Genomic DNA, 18,811 nt, shown 5'->3' with positions numbered 1-18,811 from the left:
GTGAACGGGGAGCGGGGCTGGGGGTGAGGGGGCAAACCTGCCGTTCACAGGAAGCAAGACAGGTAGCGGAACGAATCCCTAGCCACATTCGCTGAGCACACGCTCGTTTTGCATTATACTTACCGCGTATGGATCTCTCTCTCACTGCTGTGCGCGATCACGCCGCTTTTCTTGAGCGGCTCCGCTTAGTGCCCGATCAGCCGGGCGTCTACCTCTGGAAAGACGCTACCGGTCGCTTGCTCTACGTTGGCAAGAGCAAGCGGCTGCGCGATCGTATGCGCTCGTATTTCGGCTCGCCACGCAGCCTCAACGGCAAAACGCGCCGGCTGGTTAGCCATATCGCCGATTTTGAGATTATCGTCACTCAGAGCGAGTTAGAGGCGCTGCTGCTTGAGATGAATGTGATTAAACAGCATCGCCCGCCGTATAACATTTTGCTCAAAGACGATAAAACGTACCCGTATATCAAAGTCACCGTCAACGAAGAGTGGCCGCGCGTATTCGCCACCCGGCAGGTGCTCAACGACGGCGCGCGCTATTTTGGCCCCTACGCCAGCGCCGGTTCGGTCTACCATGCCCTCGATATTCTCAATCGCCTGTTCGCCTTCCGCCCGCCCTACGAATGCAAAGACGATAAGTTCAACCGCCACCGCAAGCTCGGCAAGCCCTGTCTCTACCATCAGATGCGCCGTTGTTTGGGGCCGTGTGTGCTGGGGTTAGTGACGAAAGAAACCTACCGGCAGGCGATCGACTCGGTTTGCCGTTTCCTTGAGGGCAAGAGTGACCAAATCGTGCGCGAGTTGCGCGCGCAGATGGAAGAGGCCGCCGAGCGGCTTGAGTTCGAGCGCGCCGCCTACCTGCGCGATCGGATTCAAGCCATCGCAAAGATTTCTGAGCGCCAGCAGGTATTGCGCACGGTTGATACCGACCAAGATGTGATTGCGTTTGCCCGCGAAGATGGCAGCGCCGTGGTGCAGGTGCTCTTTATTCGCGGCGGCAAACTGATTAACGCCGAGCCGTTCACTTTGCAGGGAGCCGAAGACGAGAGCGACGAGGCGTTGCTCTCGTCGTTCCTCACCCAGTTTTACCAGAACGCTCCCACCATCCCGCCAAGCCTGTTGCTCGCCGATCATGTCGAAGAGCCGCTGATCATCGCGTCGTGGCTGCAACAGAAGAGCGGGCACCGGGTCGAGATTACCGTGCCCCGCCGCGGCGAGAAGAAGCAATTGGTCGAGCTGGCCGCTGCCAATGCCCGCCAGAAGTTGCGCGAAATCCGCGAGCAGTGGCTCAATTCCGAGCAGCGAGCAGTCGCGGCCTTGAGCGAGTTGCGTGATCTGCTGGAGTTACCTGCCCTGCCGCGCCGGATCGAGTGCTACGATGTCTCGAATACCCAAGGCCAGCAGTCGGTGGCTAGTATGGTCGTCTTCGAGCACGGCGAGCCGCGCCCGGCCCATTACCGCCGCTTCAAGATCAAGACGGTCAGCGGCGCGAATGATGTCGCCTCGTTACGCGAGGTAATCAGTCGCCGCTTCCGCCGTGCCGCCGAGGCCCTCGGCGAAGCGCAGCAGGCCGCTGCCGCCGTCGAGATCGAAGGCGACAGCGAGCCATCGACTACCGAAACCAATGACGCTGACCGGCAAGCGCTCGAACGCTGGGCCGATCTGCCCGATCTGCTGCTGGTTGACGGCGGGCCGGCGCAGGTGGCGGCGGCGCAGGCCGCCTTGCACGAATTAGGCTTCACTCAGATTCCAGTGGTTGGTGTGGCCAAAGGCCCCGATCGCAACCGGTTTGATCTGGTGCGCGCCGGCTGCGAACCGCTCGTGCTGGCCCGCGATAGCAAGGCGCTGGCCCTTGTGCAGCGGATCGACGAAGAGGCCCACCGCTTCGCTATCGCTTACCATCGCAAACTGCGCAATCAGGCCGCCCTCCGCTCACCGCTCGAAGAGATTCCGGGGATTGGCCCCAAACGCAAACGCGCCTTGCTCAAGGCGTTTGGTTCCCTTGACGGTATTCGCCGGGCGAGCGTTGACGAGATCGCCGCTGTGCCCGGCATGACCCGCAAAGTCGCTGAAGAGTTGAAGAGTTTGCTCTAGCCGCCGGAGGCAGCGATGTCGATCATTCATTCGCACGTGCAAACCAACAGTCCCGATTTTCAAGCCAATTTCGCCCACCACCAAGCCTTGGCTGCCGACCTGCGCGAACGGTTGACCAAAATCCGGCAGGGTGGTGGCCTCGAGCAGCGCCGCCGCCACGAAGAGCGCGGCAAGCTCTTTGTCCGTGACCGGATCGATACTCTGATCGATCCCGATAGCGCCTTTCTCGAAATTGGTGCGCTGGCCGCCTACAACGTCTACGAGGAAGAGGTGCCCGCCGCCGGGATTGTCTGCGGCATTGGCCGCGTCGCCGGTCGTCCGGTGATGATCGTCGCCAACGATGCTACCGTCAAGGGCGGCACTTACTTCCCGCTCACCGTCAAGAAGCACTTGCGTGCTCAAGAGATTGCGCGAGAAAATCGCTTGCCCTGCATCTATCTGGTCGATAGCGGCGGCGCTTATCTGCCCTTGCAAAGCGAAGTCTTCCCCGATCGCGACCACTTTGGCCGCATCTTCTACAATCAGGCCCAGATGTCTGCCGAAGGCATTCCCCAGATCGCCTGCGTGATGGGCAGTTGCACCGCCGGCGGGGCCTATGTGCCGGCCATGAGCGATGAAGTGGTGATTGTCAAGGGTAACGGCACCATCTTCCTCGGCGGGCCGCCGCTGGTCAAGGCCGCCACCGGCGAAGAGGTCACCGCCGAAGAGCTCGGCGGGGCCGATGTCCATACCCGCATCTCCGGCGTCGCCGACTACTTTGCCAACGACGACCGCGAGGCGCTGGCGATTGTGCGCGATATTGTCGCCAATTTGGGGCCGCGCCAGCGCGCCCAGTGGGAGATGCGCGATCCAGAACCGCCGCGCTACGATCCGCGTGAAATCTACGGCATCCTGCCGCGCGATTTCCGCCAGAGCTACGACGTGCGCGAGGTGATTGCCCGCATCGTCGATGGCAGCCGTTTCCACGAGTTCAAAGCTCGCTACGGTACCACACTGGTCTGCGGCTTTGCCCATATCGAAGGCTTCCCGGTTGGCATTCTCGCCAACAACGGCATTCTGTTCAGCGAAAGCTCGCTCAAGGGCGCGCACTTCATCGAGCTGTGCAGCGCGCGCAATATTCCGCTCGTCTTTTTGCAAAACATCACCGGCTTTATGGTCGGCAAGCAATACGAAAATGGCGGCATCGCCAAAGACGGGGCCAAACTGGTGACGGCGGTAAGCTGCGCCAATGTGCCGAAGTTTACCGTCATCATCGGCGGCAGCTTCGGAGCCGGCAACTACGGCATGTGCGGCAGAGCCTACCAGCCGCGCCAGCTCTGGATGTGGCCCAACGCCCGCATTAGCGTGATGGGTGGAGCGCAGGCCGCAAACGTGCTCCTCACGGTGCGTCGTGATAACCTGCGCGCTCGCGGTCAAGACATGACTCCCGAAGAGCAAGAGCGGTTTATGGCGCCGATTCTAGCCAAATACGAACAGGAGGGCCACCCCTACTACGCCAGCGCCCGTTTGTGGGATGACGGCGTGATCGATCCGGTCGAGACGCGCCGGGTCTTGGCGCTCGGTCTGGCCGCCGCCACTGAAGCGCCGGTGCAACCGACTCGCTTCGGCGTCTTCCGCATGTAGGCGCGCGATGACCTTCCTCCGCGCCATTACCATTGTTCTATTGATCTGGCTGATCTTCGATCCTGACCCGGTGATCAGCCTGACTGTGTATGTCTTAATCGGTGTGCAGGTGATCGCATGGCTCTGGCCGCGAGTCGCGGGCCAGCAGATCGAATGGCGGCGGCAAGCGCCTCTCGTATTATCACCCAACGAGCCGGGCGAAATTACGATCACGATTACCTACCGGGGTCGCCTGCCGCTGCCATACCTCGTCATCACCGAAGACCTTCCGCCCGCTCTCAGCGCCGCCGCGCGCAAGCGGTGGGTGATCAGCCTTGCCCCCGGCCAACAACGGGTGCTGCGCTATACCGTCCAAAGCCGCCAGCGCGGCCTCTACTGGCTGGGGCCGTTGCGGATGTCGATCGGCGCCGTGCTCGACCTGAACGAAGCGCGACTGGCCGAAGAGCAACAAACCCCGTTGACGGTCATCCCTGCGGTAACACCCTTGCCGCTGCTCGCGCTGCCGGCTGGTTTGCCCTTCAGCCAAGAACGACAGCGGCTCAGCCTATTTGACGATCCGGCGCAAAAGATTGGGGTGCGCCCCTACCGCCCCGGCGATTCGCCGCGCCGGATGGATTGGAAGACCAGCGCCCGGCTCGGCGAGTTGCAGGTGCGCGAATTGGCGCCAGTCATCGCCCGCGAGACCCTGATCGCGCTTGAGTTTAGCGAAACCGCCTACCGGGGCCGCTTCGCCCGTGACGATCGCGAGCGAGCGGTGATCGCCGCCGCATCGCTGGCGACCGCGCTGATCAACCGCCGCCAAGCGGTAGGTCTGTGCAGCAACGGCTACGATCCGCTGACCGATACGCCCATTGCCCCGTTGCCGCCAGCGGCTGACCTCGCACATCTCCGCGAGATCTTAGCCCGGCTCGGCCGGATTGAGCCGGAGCGCAACAGCTCGTTCCTCGCTGATCTGATTGCCGCTGACCGGCACTTGAGCTGGGGTGGTACACTAATAATCATCACCGCCGCGTTGGATAACCGCTGGCTGGCCGATCTCACAACGCTCAGCCAACGTGGTTTGCACATCGCCGTAGTCTTGGCCGAACCGGGGCCAACCGACATCTTACTGGCGCGCCGCTATGGCATACCTGCCTATCGGATCGATCGTACCGGCGCTATCGTACCGGAGTCGTAAAAGCGCCGGTACCTATCGTTTATACCGGTGCAGCATTATTGCAGGAGGTTCCGTATGCTCCGCATCGCTGAAGAGGTTGCAACTGCGCTGGAAGAGGCCCGCGCGGTCGTTGTCCTTGAAAGCACCCTGATCAGCCATGGGTTGCCCTATCCGCAAAATCTAGCCGTGGCCGAAGGGCTCGAGGCCGAAGTACGCGCAGCGGGGGCTGTGCCGGCGACGATCGGCCTGATTGAAGGCGTACCCGTGATCGGGTTGAATGGCAACGAATTGGAACGGATCGCCACCGGCGGCGAACGGGTGCGCAAGCTGAGCCGGCGCGATATCAGCGCCGCGATCGTTGATCGGGCTGATGGCGCCACCACCGTAGCGGCGACGATGGCATTGGCTGCCGCCGCCGGTATTGAAGTCTTCGCCACCGGCGGAATCGGCGGCGTTCATCGCGGCGCCATCCACAGTTGGGATGTCAGCGCCGATCTGACCGAATTGGGCCGCACGCCGGTGTTGGTGGTCTGCGCCGGCGCCAAGGCGATCCTTGACCTGCCGGCTACCCTCGAATACCTTGAAACGCAAGGCGTGCCAGTGGTTGGCTATCAGACCAACGAATTCCCCGCGTTCTACACCCCGCATAGCGGCTTGCCGGTCGCCGCCGTTGCGGCTGACGCGCTGGCGGCAGCGCGTATGTGGAGGCTGCAACGTCGCTACCGCAACTTCGCCGCGCCGGGAGGAATGCTACTCTGTGTGCCGCCCCCTGAACGCAGCGCCCTCGAACGCGAAGTGGTCGAAGCGGCGATTGCGCGCGCGCTGGCTCGCGCGGAAGCGGAAGGGGTGCGCGGGCCAGCAGTCACCCCCTTCCTCTTAGCCGCAATGGCCGAAGAGACCAGTGGTGAAAGTATCGAAACCAACATCGCCTTGCTGCGAAACAATACCCGTGTCGCCGCTGAAGTCGCCGTGCGCATTAGCGCATTAGGATAACCGAGCATGTGAACAAACGGTGTGCAAAGTACTTGACAAATTGCGTTATCACTCGTATACTAACATTTGCTGTTATCAGATAGAACAGCGAGCATCGCCATATCCTCGGCGGTTTTGACCTCACACGTTACCCCGTTTCGTTACGTGCTGGGCGCCTCTGATGGCATCTCCGCTTACGCGGAGGCCGGTCGTGTTTTGTCTTGTCATAGCTGCATAGTTTAGGCAGGAGTGCCCGCCAATGCTCAAGCGTCGACCATCAAGCTGGGAACACGAAGATGCACCGCTCTCTACGCACGAGCGCGCTGACCGTTTCGGGCACGAAGAAGATTTGCTCTCTCCCGATCTGAGCGAGGTTGAACGGATCGAGCCTTCCCTCGACGCCGTGCAGCACTACCTGCAAGAGATCGGTCGTGTCTCATTGCTTACCGCCGCTGAAGAGATCGAATTGGCCGAGCGGATCGAGCGCGGCAATGAAGCGGAAGCGCTTCTTGCTTCCGCAACCGAGCTCACGCCACGCGAGCGGTGTGAATTGCTTAAGGCGGTGCAACAAGGCGAAGATGCGCGCCGCCACCTGATTCAGGCTAACCTGCGGCTCGTGGTCAGCATCGCTAAGAAGTATGTTGGCCGCGGCCTCTCGCTGCTCGATCTCATCCAAGAGGGCAATATCGGCTTGATGCGGGCAGTCGAGAAGTTCGATTACCACAAAGGCAATCGCTTCAGCACCTATGCCACGTGGTGGATCCGGCAGGCCGTCACCCGCGCTATCGCCGAGCAAGGCCGCACCATTCGGCTGCCCGTGCATATGAGCGAGTCGGTGGGGCAGGTTAAGCGCATTGCTGACCGCTTGGCCCAGTTGCTCGAGCGCCAGCCGACCGCCGAAGAGATTGCTATGGCTCTCGGCCAGCCGGTCGAGCGCATCCAGCGCGTGCTTAAAGCATCGCGCCGGCCCGTCTCGCTCGAAACGCCGGTCGGCGACGAGGGGGAACACACGCTCGGCGATTTCATCACCGACGAGGAGCTGCCAACTCCCGGTGAGGTGGCCGCGCAGAAGTTGCTGCGCCGCGATCTGTGCGCTGCGCTCGACCAACTCAACGAACGCGAGCGCCGGATCATCGATCTGCGCTACGGCCTCGTCGATGGTCGCCGCCGCACGCTTGAAGAGGTCGGGCGCGTGCTCGGCATGACCCGCGAGCGCGCGCGCCAAATCGAGGCCGAGGCCCTTCGCCGCCTGCGCAGTCCCGAAGTCGGCCAGCATCTGCGGGATTATCTCGAATAAGGGGGTGAGAGGCGGGGTGTGGCAGGGGCAGGTGTACAACCTGCCCCTGCTGTGTTCCTAGCTCATCACGTTTCACTGATGGATGCCTAAAAAAGCCGACCACCGTCGCTCGATACATTTGCTATTATCGTGTTCGCGTGTCGTTGGCGCTACTGCCGCCTATAATTGAAACGAGCAAGATCTCTGCCCGGTTTGAAGGAATCACACGATGCAACACAGGATGCAAATCGAAAGCCTAGAGATTGAAAATTACCGCCTGTTTCGTAAGACAAGCTTCACTGACTTGCCTCGGATGGTGGTTATTGTTGGCCCGAATGGTTCTGGTAAGAGCACCCTCTTCGATATCTTTAGCTTTTTGAAACAAGCGCTTATCCAAAATGTCGCCGTCGCTCAGCGCGGCGGCTTTCGTGAACTAGTGAGTCGTGGCGAAAAAGGCTCCATCAGCCTTACTATTAAATTTCGCGAAAGTACTGGACGACTCGCGACCTATATGCTTAAAATTGGTCTTGACCAAGGCCGGCCTGTGGTTGAACGCGAGATCCTAAAGTTTCGTCGTGGCAAGCATGGGAAACCATAGCATTTTGTTGGTTTTTTCGCGCGGCAAGGGAACGGCAATTACGAATGAAGAGAAATATGGGCAGGCTGGCATTCAAGAAGAACGGCAAGAGTATGTGCTTGATGATCCCAGCGTACTAGCAATTAAAGGAGTGGGGCAGTTCAAAGAGTTTCGGGTGGTTTCCGAATTTCGTAGTTTGATCGAGAATTGGCATATCTCTGACTTTCACATTAGCGATGCGCGCCCTAGCATTGATGCCGGATATGCTGAACATCTCTCTGTTCATGGCGAAAATGTCGCTCAAGTGGCGCACTATCTGTATGAGCACCATCCACAAGTATTTAGGCGAATGCTAGCGGTGATGCGTCGAGGATATCGACGCAAAAATCACTGCGGATGTCCGCCTCGTACTTCGTTTTAGAGATGGTTCTTTTCACGACCCCTTTGTTGCCCGGTACGTTTCAGATGGAACCATTAAGATGTTTGCCTATCTCGTCTTGCTCTACGATCCGAAACCGCATCCATTGTTGGCCGTTGAAGAGCCTGAAAACCAACTCTACCCTATCCTACTGCACGAGTTGGCCGAGGAATTCCGCGAATATGCCCAACGCGGCGGGCAAGTGTTTGTCTCTACCCATTCGCCAGATTTCCTCAACGCAGTGAAACTCGAAGAAATTTATTGGCTTGAGAAGCAGAATGGTTTCAGTACGGCACGCCGTGTCTCAGACAGCGAACTACTGCGTCATTTGGTCGCTGAGGGTGATCGACCCGGTATCCTGTGGCGACAAGGCCTCTTTACTGAAGTCGAACGGGTATGAAACAGTTAGTGTTTTTGCTGGAAGAGTCTTCCGCCAAAGCACTGCTTGAGCATTTATTCCACGGCTATTCCCCGGCTTGCGATTTCGTTGTATTGCCCATGAAGGTAAAAATGATTTAAAACAAAGCATTCTGCGTAAACTACGCGCATGGCCCCATTCTGAACATCGTTTTGTTGTATTAATCGGCCAAGATCGAGCAGATTGCCGTGCGCTCAAAGAAGAATTACGCAACATCTGCCAGCAAGCGGGGCGTCCTGATACCATTATCCGGATTGCTTGCACCGAACTTGAAGCGTGGTATTTTGGTGATACGGCTGCATTGGCGCGCGCATTTCATGATGAACGATTACAACAGCTTGAGCAAAAGAGACAACACCGCGCCTCCGATCGCATTGCTAAACCGGGTAATGAGTTAGAACATCTGATTCCTGAGTTTCGCAAAATCGATGCTGCGCGACGGATGAGCCAACAATTAACCCAAGAAACCAATCGCTCGCATAGTTTTAGGGTGTTTATTCATGCCATCAGCCAAATCGCGGCAGAATTTGGCGCGATAAGTGACCATGCAGATGATTGCAGTGCCCATTGATGCTGCCCTCACCGCATCCACTCGATCGCCAGCCCAACCCACGGATCAGCCTCCAGCCGGAAGCGCGTCCAGTCGCTGGTTGGCTGCACATCAGGTTGCACCCCGCGCCCTTCTAAATCAGAACCGTCATTGAGTTGGAAGCCCTCTTGCGCGACCCACAACCGCGCCCCGCCGGTGATTTCGTAAGCGTAGATCGTCTCGGTGTTGCCGGCTGAGGGCATCCCAATCACGATCGCCCCCGCTTCGCGCTGCAACATTGCTGCCAATAGCTCGGCATACGATGCTGTGCCGCGATCAATTAATACCGCGACCGGCAAGCCGCTCAGATCAGGATCGCGCGCAGCTACCACCAATGGGATTTCCCCTTTCCGGCTGACAAATGCGCCGACCTCGCCGGTGACAAAGTGGCCAAGCAAGCCACTTAGGACATCACGCCAGCCCCCCGGATTGCTGCGCAGATCGAGGATGACGCCGCGCAACGGGCGTTCGGCGACGAGTTGTTGCAACGCCGCTGCCACCCGCTCGTGCATGTCGCGCACCCACAACGTGCTGACAGCAATATATGCAATATCGTCGTTCAACCGCAGCACTAGCGGCTCGATCCGGCCTTCGACCCGTTCACGCACTAACTCAAGCTCACGCGAGCCACCCTCTGGTTGGGCGACAAGCAGGCGCACACGGCTCCCTAATGGCCCTTCAATCGAACCAAGATTGAAGGTAAGCCCGTCAATCGCCACGATCCGGTCACGCGGACGCAAGCCGGCCTGCGCTGCCGGACTCTCGGGAAAGACGTGCTGGATCAGCAAGCCGTCACTGAGCCGCAGGGTCGTGACCCCAATCCCAACCTGCTCTTCTCTCCCGCTCGTCAGCCGATCCTCGGCCACCACCGCCTGCGGCGGCACAAAACGCGAGTGGTCATCGCGCAGCAGCGCAACCATGGCGCTGATCACGGCGAAGAAGGTGGTGTCATCTTCGGCGGCCAATGCCCGCGGGCCGTACTCGGCCCGCACCGCCGTCCAATCGACCCCATTGAAGGTCGGATCAATATAGTGCTCGTTGATGGTTGTCCACACTTCGGTGAAAATTTGCTGGCGTAGGGCGGCATCGAGTGGTGGGCGCAGCGTCGGTGTGACGGCGCTGGCCACCGTGGCGGTTGGCGCCGGCAGTGCGGTCGCTGTCGGTTCCGGTTGGGCCGGGGTTTGCAGCCCGCAGGCGATCAGGACTCCGGTTACCCACCATAGGATCGTCCAGCGGAGAAACGTAACTGCAACGGATCGGATGCCGCGCCCACCATCTGAACCCTCTCGCCGGCGGGTTGAGGAGCGTACAGAACATTTGGTTGCGCATAACCATTGACCGCTGTGCAATGCCTCAACATTCGGTTCTGCGCTCACCGCTCCCGGGTTACGGGAGCAGAGCTGGAGGTGAGGCCGCACAGCCTGCGCAGCGGGCTTCGTAACCTTTGCCCGGCCCTTTAGGGCCGGGTTCCGGACAGATGTTCTGTCCGCCTTTGAACCCCGGTGGGGGGAGGTATGCCCACGGTAAGTATTGCAACCAACCCGGTCTCGCACCCTACGAACCTTGCCAGTATGTATCATGCCCATCACCGGCGCGCCATCATTCCACCGCAAAGGCCGCCGCCAACACCTCGCCGGCCAAGCGGGCAGCCGCGCCGCTCCCTTCACCGCCCTGCTCGATAATCACCGCCACGGCATAGCGCGGCGTATCAATCGGGCCAATCGCGATAAACCATGCATGGGGCGGCGCGCCGGGCACGTGCTCGGCAGTGCCCGATTTACCACCCACCGGTTGCGGCACAAACTGCGCGATGATGCTGCCGAAGCCGTATTGCGCTACTGCCGCCATATAATCACGCATCCGGCGCGCATTCCCGCTCGACATCACCCGGCGAATCCCATTCGGCGTTGCCCGCCAGACTTCACTGCCATCAGGGCGGGTGACCCGCTGCACCAAATAGGGCTGCATCATTACGCCATCGTTGGCGATCGCCGCCGCTACCAACGCCATCTGCAACGGTGTCACTAATAATTGCCCTTGCCCGTAGCCGGTATCGGCCAATGCCCGCGGCTGATTGAGAAAGTCGGGCCGCACTGCCAGCAAGCTCGGCTCAGAGGGCACATCTCGCAGCGGGCGAAAGCCGGCGGGCACCCGGTCGGGGAGAAAGATATTGAAGCGCTGCGCCACCTCGGCAAACTGGTCAGCCCCTAAGCGCACGGCGTATTGGGCAAAGGCGGTATTGCACGAGAAGGCATAGACCCGCTCGATCGTGGCCGGTTCACCGATCCGCGCGCCGAGGTTATCAACCGCATTGACGATCGGCGGCGCGTCAGGCTGCGGGAAATATTCATTCGGGCAGGTAATCTGGTTCGGTTGCCCTTGCAGCGGGTGTTCCAACACCGCCACCGCCGTCACCGTCTTGAAGGTCGAACCCGGTGGATAGCGCCCCTGCGTGGCCCGGTTGAGCAATGGCTGCCCCGAGTCATCACGGTTCAACTGGGACCAATAGTCGCTCACCCGGCGTCGCTCGGCAGCCAGATCGGGCGCTGCCGGATCAACCACCAACTGGCTCGGATCGAAGCCGGGCCGGCTGACGAGGGCCAAAATCGCGCCACTGCGCGGATCAAGCACCACTACCGCGCCGCGCCGATTGCCCAGCAACGCTGCGACCCGCGCTTGCAACTCGGCATCGAGCGTTAGGGTCAGCGCGTTGCCCCGCTGCCCTTCCCCCGTCCATTCGCTGAGCAGCATCTGCCACTCGTTGCCGCGCTCACCCGACAGATAGGCATTGTACGTGGCTTCAAGACCGCTTTGCCCGTAGCGAGGGCTAAAAAACCCTAGCACCTGCCCAAAGGCGGTCATGTCATACTGGGAAGCGAGCGGATAGGTGCGGCGGGCAATGCCGTTCACCATCACGCTCTCGGCGAGCGTGCGTCCGCGCCGGTCGAGAATCGCGCCTCGCAACATGCGCTGCGTCGCTAAGACGGGGCGGACATTGCTGGTGGTGCTGCCATCGGCGCTCGTGACGACATAGTTGCTGATCACGCCAGCCTGCACAAACTGTTGGCGGAGCAGTTGCAGGCTCAGCATCAGAAAACCGACAATCACCACTGCCCCTACCCGCGCAACCGTGCGGGCAAGTTCACTATCCGGCGGGGTGTCACTCAACCGGCTGATCAACACGAAGCCGGCCAACGGCCCGCCAACCCAGAGGAAGAGCAACCAACGGGGTTCTTGCTCAACCGGTAGTGAGATGCCGTACCCTAATAACGCCAGCGCCAAGACGAGTGCCGGCGCATGCCAAAAATGGCGCGGTCTCATGCGTTTAGAACTCCTCGCCAATTCCTCCACTGCTGGCGCAGCGAGTGCCTATCAGCATGATACCGCAACTTCATGGTTCGAGGGGAAGCGTGACGCGCACGGTGAGACCACCCTGTTCGCCTTCAAAGACGGCAAGCTGGCCGTCAAATTCAGCGACGCGGTAGCGCAGCGCGCGCAGTGCATGCAAATGCGGACGCTCGTAGGTGCCATCGAGCAAACCAACACCATCATCTTCGACTTGCAACGTCGCCGCCCGATCGTCAATATGGAGCCAGACCTTACACGACGAGGCATGGGCATGGCGGCGCACATTCGCCAACGCTTCTTGAGCGGCGCGCAACAACACTCCTTGTTGGGCCGCCGTCAGCTTCTGCACCGCGCCGTCAATTTGGCACGCCACTTGCAAGCCGCCGCGCTGCCGTTCACCGTCAACCAACTGGATAATGGCAAGACGTAGGTCTGGCCGTAACGAGACTGCGGGAGCCAGTTCGGCCCCGCGCCGGCTGCCAGATCCGGACATTGCTGACGGATACCATTCAGGCGCTAACCCAATCTGCTCGCTGCCCGGCAACGTTGGGCGACGCAACGCCGCTGGCGGCACTGAAGCATCGAGGTGCGGTAACGTCCGTCCTTGCGCGCGGTCCGGCGGCATGCGCTGCCACGCCGCAAACGCAGCCCAACCCAACGCGAAGAGCAGCGGCACGCCAGCCTGCATCCTAGCTGGATCGGCGACACCGAGGATGGAGCCGCTGATCAAGTGCAACAGGCCGGCCCCGATCCCGCTGATCAGCGCACCTTGCCAACTAAACAGCAACGCCGGCGCAATCAGGCTGCCCAAGGCATACGGCCCGAACGGCAGAAAGCCGCCGCCACTCAAGATGACCACTAGCCAGCCTAACAGCACATCAAGCATGAGCAGCACTGGCCGGCGTTGCATCAGGCGCAGATAGCTCCCTGCTTGGCGAGTGACCACCAGCGTGATCAGCAATACCACCAGCAAGAGACTAGCGTGTTGGGGAAGACGCTCAACTGCATAGCTGGGTAAGGTCAACGCAAGCCCGGCAATGAGCCACGCCAGCCAGCGATAACCGGCAAAGAGAAAGACGGGGTTGAGGCGCTGTCGCCACCTGTCAATCATGTGTCGCACGCGCTTTCTCCCAGCGGCGGCCGGAAGGATGAGGTCGCCGCGATGAAGCTGGGGTATATCAATAAAGCATGAATAAGTGTAGCAGAAAGCCTGCAACGCAGCAAGACCGATCTTCACGACGTTTGTTGGGAAGATCCATGCTGCCGAGAGCCAACCCCATCAGATGACGCTGCAGCGATCACAACCAAGCGACTACCATCGCGCTGGGAGTCTTTGTTGCAGCCGTCATCAACCTCAGCCATAGTCCGGCGTGGTCGCTCTATCGCAAGGACATATACGCTACCCCGCCTACCAATGCTATCCCCACAAGGCTGTACTCAAGCAGCAGCCGGCGGTTCAGTTGGCCGATGCAGGCATAGCCTAACAATCCGACGACCACATACAATACCGTCACCAACACCACCCCCGCCAACAGAAAGGTGGTCTGCCAGTAGTTGAGCGCCCACATGAGCTCGGCGATCCCGATGCCGGCAATCAGCGCCACCCCAACCGAAATCGGCCGGCGCTGCATATTGAGCAGCGCATAGATGAGAAACGCGGATACCAACGCTGCCAGTGTCGCTGAATAAAGCGTGCGATAGCGCGTATAGTAAATCGCGCTAAAGCTGCCAAATGCGATCAGGTAGCCGATGATGTGCAACACAATCTGCGCCGGCGTATGGATCTCGGCCCGCCGGTCGAGACTGAAATATTGCGCCGCCAGCGTCACAATTAACATCCCGGCGGTGACAATCAACGCCAGCAAGAAGGCCGTCCCGCCTAACACTGGATTGAAGAGTTGCCAGAAGGCGTAAGCTGCCACCACACTCAGCCCCGGCAAGAACCAGAATGCTGGGGTTACGCTGCGTAACGGCCCGAACGAACGAAGAATCCAGTTCTTCGGATGCGGATGCGAGCGCCCGATCCAGTCTGCTCCCATCGCCGCTAACAAGGCAAGTGAGCCGATTAACAGCCACGATAAGCTGACTTCAGGCAGATCACCGCCAAAAGCAAACCGTGGATTGACTGTGCTGCTGTCGATGAGAAAGACGATCGCCAGCCCGATCGTGACGATAAACGCAATCGTGACAATCTGCTCGTAACGCGGTTGTGGTGATTGCACGCTCTGATCTCCTTAAATAAGTTGAAACTGTTTCATTTGAAACAATATTGACATGCCAGTCATAGTCATGCTATAGTTGCATGTAGCAGGAATTATACGGCAGACAACCTTCACTCCTGTTTGCCCAGTAGCACTCTTTTATTTGACTCCTACCCCTGCGCCTCCAGCGCACTAGTGAGGAGACAGCGATGAGCCTCTCCACCGAGCCTACCGGACGGCAGCAGAGTAGTGAGACGACGCCTGAGCTTGAGGCTTACACCTTGCTGCGTCAGGTTCACTCGATGCTCGAGACGTACAATCGCTACGATCTGCGCGGTGAGGATTTGACTGTTCCACAATTTATGATCCTGAATTATGCGTCGCGTAACGGGGTGCCGCTCAGCGAAATCAGCGCGCGCATGATGTGCGACAACTCCAATTTGACCGGCATTGTCGATCGCCTGATCGCGAAAGGCTATGTTGAGCGCCGTCCCGATCCGAACGATCGCCGGGTGAGCCTGATTTGCCTCACCGAGGCCGGCGCTGAGAAATTGCGCAATTTGCGCCCGCGCCATCACGAACGCTTGCGCAGGCGGATGCGTTCGCTCTCTGAGCACGAGGTGCAACAATTGCGCGAATTGCTCCGCTCATTGTACAGCGGGTTGCTGTCGCCGGTCGAGGATGATCGTAAGGGGCAAGAGGCGGATGACTAAGACCTACCTTTATCCCACGCCGAGATAGTCCCGGCCCGGTTGATACCCCATTGCCGCCAGCCAGCCATCGATCAGGTCGCGCGCGCCATGGTTAGTGACGTACACTAGCACGAATGGCCGTGGCCGGCGGTCGAGCCACTTCGGAGCATGCACCGGTGCTCCCCATACGGTTTGGCCGATCTTGGCTGGATCAATGTCGATCCATGCCGCTGGCGGAAAGCCGCGTTCGATCAGCCGGCGCGCCCGCTGGCGGGTGACCCGGCCTGCCCCCCAGTAGACCAGCGGCCTCCCGCTCTGCAAGCGCGGGTCGGCAGCCAAGAAGCGAGCTCGTAATTCGTCGAATACTGTGCGCTCATAGCGCGGATCAGTGCGCGTAGCCCGATCGGGTCGCTCGCGCCAAGCCAACAGGTTGCGCGGCAGCTTGGCCATCTGCAACCCCGCTGCATGCATCCGTAGCCACAATTCGTAGTCTTCAGGCCACGGTTCAGTAGTGTAGCCGCCTAATCCCTGCACTGCCTCGCGTCGGAACATCACCGAGGGATGGGCAAAGGGCGCCTCGACGTAGATCTCAGCCGCCACCTGTTCCGGCGTGTGTACCCGATTCTGCCAGCGCAGGTATTCGCGCAAACCGGCCCGCACGTCCCGCGCCGGAAAAGCCACCGCCCGGCTTGCAATCAAGGCGAGTTGCGGCTGCGCCATCAAGGGATATTGCAGCGCCAGCCGATCTGGATGCATCACGTCATCGGCATCCATCCGGGCAATGATCGGCGCGCGCGCTAACGCAAGACCGAGATTGAGCACCGCCGGCAAGCCGATCCGTCCGGCCTCGACCGGTACGATCCGCGCGTCACCCGCCGCCGCTGCGGCGACGATGGCCGGCGATTCGTCATCGGAACCATCGTCAATCGCTAGCACTTCGTAATCAGGGAAGGTTTGCCGGGCCAGCGAACGTAAACAGGCCGGCAAGGTCGCCGCGGCGTTGCGGATGGGTAAGATGATTGAAACCAGTGGTACGGTCATGATATTTAACGCAAAGGCGCAAAGAGCGCAAAGGATATTTGGGGATAGCGACTGGCGCGGTGTTTGCCCTTACCCCCTGCCCCTTCCCCAGCGGGGGAGGGGTGGTATACCGTACCAACCCTTTGCGCCTTTGCGTTTCACCCTCTGCGCCTTTGCCACCTTTGCGACGTGGGGAGACGGACAGCCGTCCGTCTCTACTGGCTAAACGTTAATTGCCCGACGCTGCGCCGTTGACGCTCTCTAACAAAATTTCAGCCACATCGCGCCGCTGCAACGTCTCGGCCCGACCGGTGTTCTTGGCCGCATCTTCAAACATCACCATGCAGAACGGGCAGGCGACCGCCAGCGTCTGTGGTTGCGGCGCTACGAGCTGCTCCATCCGGATCACGTTCACATTGCGCTCACCCCAACGTTCCAGCCAGACGTTACCGCCGCCGCCGCCGCAACACATCGCCCGCTCACGGTTGCGCTCCGGCGCTTCGACCAGCTCAAGGCCGGGGATGCTGCTCAGCAAGCTGCGCGGATCGTCGTAGATGTCGTTGTAGCGCCCGATATAGCAGGGGTCGTGGTAGACCACCCGCTCGCTCACCGCCTTGGCCGGCTTGAGTTTGCCCTCGCGCACTAGGCGGGCCAAAAACTCGGTGTGATGGACGACCTCGTAATCAATGCCCGCCCGCCCGCCAAACTGCGGGTACTCGTTCTTGATGCTGTTGAAGCAGTGGGCGCAGGTGGTGACGACCGTGCGGAATTTATATTGGTGCATGGTCTCGATCGCCTGTTGGGCTTGGGCTTGGAAGAGCATCTCTTCGCCCATGCGGCGGGCCGGGTCGCCAGTGCAGCACTCCTCTTCGCCGAGGATGGCAAAATCGACCCCGGCTTGTTGCAATAGTTGCACCATCGCCCGCGCCACTTTGCGCGATCGTTCGTCGTAGCTCGGCGCGCAGCCAACCCAATAGAGCACCTCGACCTGCTCTTTCTCGGCCAGCACCGGCACGTCTAGCCCTTCCGTCCACGCGGTGCGCTCGCGGGCCGGCAACCGCCATGGGTTGCTCTGCCGCTCGATCCCCTCGAGCACCCGCTTGACGCCTTGCGGCACCTCGCTGGCGATCATGGTCAAGTGGCGGCGCATGTCAACGATGTCATCAACGTGCTCGATCATCGCCGGGCATTCATGGACGCAGGCATTGCAGGTGGTGCAAGCCCACAGCTCTTCGGCCTCGATCACCGTGCCGATCAGCGGCAATGTCTCGGCAGTTGCGCTGTCGCCGTTTAATTCGGCCAGCGTGCGCACCGTGCCATCTTTGAAATAGACCGGATCGCCGCGCTGCAAGTCGGCCAGCTTAGTAATGATGTACTTCGGTGAGAGCAACGCGCCGCTGGCATGGGCCGGGCAGACGCTCTGGCAGCGACCGCAGCGCATGCAGGCGTCGAGATCCATCCGCCGCTTCCACGTCAGATCGGCCAGCGCCGCCACGCCGAGACGCGGTTCGTCTTTCTCGATCTCAGCCTCAAGGTTGGGGATCGGATCAAGCGCACCTTTCGGTTGCAAATCGCGGAAGAACGTATTTAGCGGCGTGTAGACAATATGGCGGAACTTGCTGAATGGCAGCGAGGCCATAAACAGGCCGGTCGCGGCAGCGTGGGTATACCAGAGCACCGGATGGATGGCGAGCGCGACCGGATTGCCATCGCCGAGACCAATGGCGCGGAAGATGGTGGCCAGCGCAAAGCCAACATAAGCCAGCTTGGCCCACTCTTGCTCGTAGACCGGCACGCCGCCGATGGTCTGATTCGCGATCCGCAATCCCTCGATGAGAAAGCCGCCAATCCCCAAAAATAGCAGCACCCCTAACACCCAGCCATCGGTGCGCCGGTTATCGAGCCGGTCGGGCTTGGTGCGGTAGCGCCGCCACGTTGCCCACAGCAAGCCGGCGGCAAAGGCCAACCCCAGCGTATCGAGAATGAACTCGTAGCTCTTGTAAAAATCGCCGACCAAAATCTTGCCGGCCTGCTCACCCATGAGCGGAATGGTGAAATCTTCTTCGACCGCGATAATATCGGTGCCGATAAACAGGGTGAGAAAGCCAAAGAAGATCAAGGCATGCATCACGCCAGCCCGGCGGTCGCGCAGCACCTTCTTTTGGCCGAGACTCTGGCGGGTAAACTCAAGCAAGCGGGTGATCGGATTGCCGATCCGGTTGGCGGGCCGCCCACGCCGCCAACGGGCAATGTCGCGCAGGATGCCCCATGCCATCACCGCAGTGGTGATCAGTACCGTCAAGTAGAGGAACGTTGCGCCAATCGTATGGTCGATGTTCCAGTAGATCTCGCGGATCGCGATAATCTGCTCTTGCTCCATTGCTTTTCTCCGCACAAATGCCGGCGACCGGAACTGGGCCGATCATAG

At 60.2% G+C, this 18,811-nt stretch carries 13 protein-coding genes and 1 pseudogene; 8 read left to right on the top strand and 6 right to left on the bottom strand.

The window, feature by feature from the left end:
• Positions 1-128: 128 nt before the first annotated feature.
• The 7 genes and pseudogenes from uvrC (at position 129) to U9R81_RS03850 (ending at position 9,104) form a co-directional block, all read left to right on the top strand.
• Complete coding sequence (gene uvrC, locus U9R81_RS03890; protein WP_322494205.1) at positions 129-2,093, top strand: excinuclease ABC subunit UvrC; 1,965 nt, start codon at positions 129-131, stop codon at positions 2,091-2,093.
• A gap of 15 nt (positions 2,094-2,108) precedes the next feature.
• Entirely contained in the window at positions 2,109-3,716 is a 1,608-nt protein-coding gene (locus tag U9R81_RS03885) for a carboxyl transferase domain-containing protein (protein WP_322494204.1), read from the top strand.
• A 7-nt stretch (positions 3,717-3,723) separates the two neighbouring features.
• On the top strand, positions 3,724-4,893 hold the full coding sequence (locus U9R81_RS03880; RefSeq protein ID WP_322494203.1) for a DUF58 domain-containing protein: 1,170 nt from the start codon (positions 3,724-3,726) through the stop codon (positions 4,891-4,893).
• Positions 4,894-4,947: 54 nt separating this feature from the next.
• A complete protein-coding gene (locus U9R81_RS03875; protein WP_322494202.1) occupies positions 4,948-5,865 on the top strand; it encodes a pseudouridine-5'-phosphate glycosidase in 918 nt (305 codons plus the stop codon).
• Between the two features lie 238 nt (positions 5,866-6,103).
• On the top strand, positions 6,104-7,141 hold the full coding sequence (locus tag U9R81_RS03870; protein WP_322494201.1) for a sigma-70 family RNA polymerase sigma factor: 1,038 nt from the start codon (positions 6,104-6,106) through the stop codon (positions 7,139-7,141).
• Between the two features lie 220 nt (positions 7,142-7,361).
• Positions 7,362-8,515: pseudogene (locus tag U9R81_RS20010) on the top strand (AAA family ATPase).
• 76 nt (positions 8,516-8,591) lie between these two features.
• Positions 8,592-9,104, top strand: coding sequence for a DUF4276 family protein (locus U9R81_RS03850; RefSeq protein WP_322494198.1), 513 nt, complete (start codon positions 8,592-8,594; stop codon positions 9,102-9,104).
• Positions 9,105-9,112: 8 nt separating this feature from the next.
• On the opposite strand, the gene U9R81_RS03845 is transcribed toward U9R81_RS03850, so the two are convergent.
• The 4 genes from U9R81_RS03845 to U9R81_RS03830 form a co-directional block, all read right to left on the bottom strand.
• Complete coding sequence (locus tag U9R81_RS03845; protein WP_322494197.1) at positions 9,113-10,249, bottom strand: S41 family peptidase; 1,137 nt, start codon at positions 10,247-10,249, stop codon at positions 9,113-9,115.
• Positions 10,250-10,721: 472 nt separating this feature from the next.
• A complete protein-coding gene (locus U9R81_RS03840) occupies positions 10,722-12,443 on the bottom strand; it encodes a penicillin-binding protein 2 (protein ID WP_322494196.1) in 1,722 nt (573 codons plus the stop codon).
• Positions 12,444-12,513: 70 nt separating this feature from the next.
• Entirely contained in the window at positions 12,514-13,581 is a 1,068-nt protein-coding gene (locus U9R81_RS03835; RefSeq protein ID WP_322494207.1) for an ATP-binding protein, read from the bottom strand.
• A gap of 268 nt (positions 13,582-13,849) precedes the next feature.
• Positions 13,850-14,692 (bottom strand): hypothetical protein, encoded by an 843-nt coding sequence (locus U9R81_RS03830; RefSeq protein ID WP_322494195.1) that lies wholly within the window; start codon positions 14,690-14,692, stop codon positions 13,850-13,852.
• Positions 14,693-14,880: 188 nt separating this feature from the next.
• On the opposite strand from U9R81_RS03830, the gene U9R81_RS03825 reads away from it, so the two are divergent.
• Complete coding sequence (locus U9R81_RS03825) at positions 14,881-15,384, top strand: MarR family transcriptional regulator (RefSeq protein ID WP_322494194.1); 504 nt, start codon at positions 14,881-14,883, stop codon at positions 15,382-15,384.
• A 9-nt stretch (positions 15,385-15,393) separates the two neighbouring features.
• On the opposite strand, the gene U9R81_RS03820 is transcribed toward U9R81_RS03825, so the two are convergent.
• The gene (locus U9R81_RS03820; RefSeq protein WP_322494193.1) at positions 15,394-16,404 is read right to left on the bottom strand and encodes a glycosyltransferase family 2 protein; all 1,011 of its coding nucleotides are present in this window, start codon (positions 16,402-16,404) and stop codon (positions 15,394-15,396) included.
• A gap of 208 nt (positions 16,405-16,612) precedes the next feature.
• Positions 16,613-18,763 (bottom strand): heterodisulfide reductase-related iron-sulfur binding cluster, encoded by a 2,151-nt coding sequence (locus tag U9R81_RS03815; RefSeq protein ID WP_322494192.1) that lies wholly within the window; start codon positions 18,761-18,763, stop codon positions 16,613-16,615.
• Positions 18,764-18,811: the final 48 nt, after the last annotated feature.

The organism is Chloroflexus sp., from assembly GCF_034435895.1.
In the GTDB taxonomy this organism is placed as follows: Bacteria; Chloroflexota; Chloroflexia; order Chloroflexales; family Chloroflexaceae; genus Chloroflexus.
This window is presented reverse-complemented; position numbering and strand designations above follow the sequence as displayed.